This window comes from Streptococcus sp. GMD4S (assembly GCF_000296955.1).
The window spans coordinates 1-2,061 of record NZ_AJRE01000175.1; the positions used below are offsets into that span (position 1 = coordinate 1).

Annotated in this window: 2 protein-coding genes and 1 pseudogene; all 3 read right to left on the reverse strand. The window is 41.0% G+C overall.

Annotated elements, in window-relative coordinates:
- Window positions 1-760, reverse strand: a 760-nt coding sequence (locus GMD4S_RS08310; protein WP_001183242.1) for a carbohydrate ABC transporter permease, incomplete at its 3' end; no start/stop codon positions are given.
- 15 nt (window positions 761-775) lie between these two features.
- Window positions 776-1,642 (reverse strand): carbohydrate ABC transporter permease, encoded by an 867-nt coding sequence (locus tag GMD4S_RS08315; RefSeq protein ID WP_002874780.1) that lies wholly within the window; start codon window positions 1,640-1,642, stop codon window positions 776-778.
- Window positions 1,643-1,861: 219 nt separating this feature from the next.
- Window positions 1,862-2,061 (reverse strand): annotated as a pseudogene (locus GMD4S_RS08320) (carbohydrate ABC transporter substrate-binding protein); the annotation flags it as partial.

Here is a 2,061-nt window from a genome sequence, read left to right on the forward strand (position 1 = left end):
CTGCAAGAGCTGCACCTGCCATGATCAAACCATAGTTGGTTGCCATTTCGGCCTGCATGGTCGCAACCCCGAGTGAGATGGTCAAGTTTTGACGTGAAGTCAACATAACCAACTGCATAAAGTAGTCGTTCCAAGTATTGATGAAGGTAAAAATCGCAAGAGCTGCAAATCCTGGTTTCACAATAGGGAAGGCTACGCTCCAGAAGGTACGAATCTCACCACAACCGTCGATTTTAGCTGATTCAAGCAATTCTGTTGGGATGTTTTCGCTGAACTGTTTCATGAGGAAGACCCCAAATGGCCATCCAATCAAAGGCAAGATAACTGCCCAAAGAGTATCGTGAATTCCCATGAAGTTGACGATACGTACCAATGGTACAAGGACAACTTGTTTTGGAAGAGCCATGGCAGCGATAAAAACTGCAAAGAGGATGCGTTGACCATAGAAACGTTTCTTAGCCAAGACATAACCTGCTAGAGAAGAGGTTGCACAGACTAAGAACATGGTTACCAGTGAGATAAATACAGAGTTCCACATCCACTGCATAGCAGGGTTTTGCACCATGAGTTGTTGGAAGTTTTCCATGGTTGGCATTTTAGGGAACCATTGTGGTGGAATCATAATGGTATCAGGCTGTGATTTGAAGGCCCCTGTCAAGATCCAGTAGAATGGAAAGATGAACAGTACGGTCAACAAGAGCAAGATAATCGTTGAGATAACAGTGAAAGCTGTTAAGGGTTTCTTTTGTGTAGGTTGCATAACTGTCTCCTTTCTTTAGTATTCTACGTCGTTTCCGAGGATCTTGAATTGAGCAAAGCTGACAATGGCAATCATCACTGCCAAGAAGACACCGATGGTATTTGCATAGCCGTATTCTGTCAATTGGAAGGCTTTTTCGTAAAGGTAGTACATCAAGGTACTTGTTGAATAGTTTGGACCACCAGAAGTCAAGAGCTGAATCAAAGCAAAACACTGGAATGAGTTGATGGTTGTGATGATCGCGATGTAAAGAGTTGTTGGAAGAAGGCTAGGCCATTTGATCTTCCAGAAGACTTGAAACTCAGTCGCACCGTCAACACGCGCTGCTTCAACAAGTGAGTTATCAATATTTCCCATGGCAGCAATATAAAGAATAATCGGTTGACCAACAGATGTTGTCAAAAGGATGATCATAATCGCTAGCAAAGCCCAGTTTTTGTCACCCAGCCAAGAAATATTTTGGCTGATGATATGGCTTGACTTAAGGACAAAGTTTAGAATCCCTGATAGTGGGTCATAGATCCATTTCCATACAACCGTTACGGCAACACTACCTGTAACTACAGGAAGGAAGAAGACGAAACGATAGAAAGAACGGGCAATGGCATTTTGATGATAGGTTTGAGATGCTACAAAGAGCGAGAAGAGAACCACAATCGGAACAGATCCAATAACCAGGATAACGGTATTGATCAAAGACTTCATAAAGACAGGGTCTTTAAACATGCGAATGTAGTTGTCAAAGCCTACAAACTCAAATTTAGTCATGGAGTAGTTAAAGAAACTTGTAATGAATCCCATAATCATAGGAGCCAAGACAAAGATGACAAAGAAGAATAACACTGGTGCTAGGAAAGCGTAGGAAATCACTGTTTCCCGCATACGAATTTTATTGACTTTCACAGTCGGCACCTCTCTTTCAAATAGAATAGTTTTTGATTTTCTTGAACTGTTTTAAAACCAAAATGAAATTTTTTAAGATTCGCTTATGTAAGAACTTCATTTTAATTTCGTGACAGTTCCTACCATTTCAAACAAAAGTCCCCCTTTTCTTACACCGTAGTGCACAGGGAAAAGGGGGGAATCAATCTGACTTAGTGCTTATTGTTTTGTAGCTTTTTTGATTGTTTCGTTAGCTTTTTCAGTGAAGGCTTTCAAAGCATCCGCTGGTTTTTCGTCACCATTTGATACAGATTGCAACATTGGGAACCAAAGTGTTCTCATTTCAGCAAATCCATCGATAGTGTTGTAGTATGGTGAGTAGTATTTAGTCCAGCCACTGATTGTTTCCATACGTTTGT

Excerpts from the sequence above, each read along its gene's own strand:
- GMD4S_RS08315 (WP_002874780.1), bottom strand. The coding sequence starts at position 1,642 with ATGCGGGAAACAGTGATTTCCTACGCTTTCCTAGCACCAGTGTTATTC.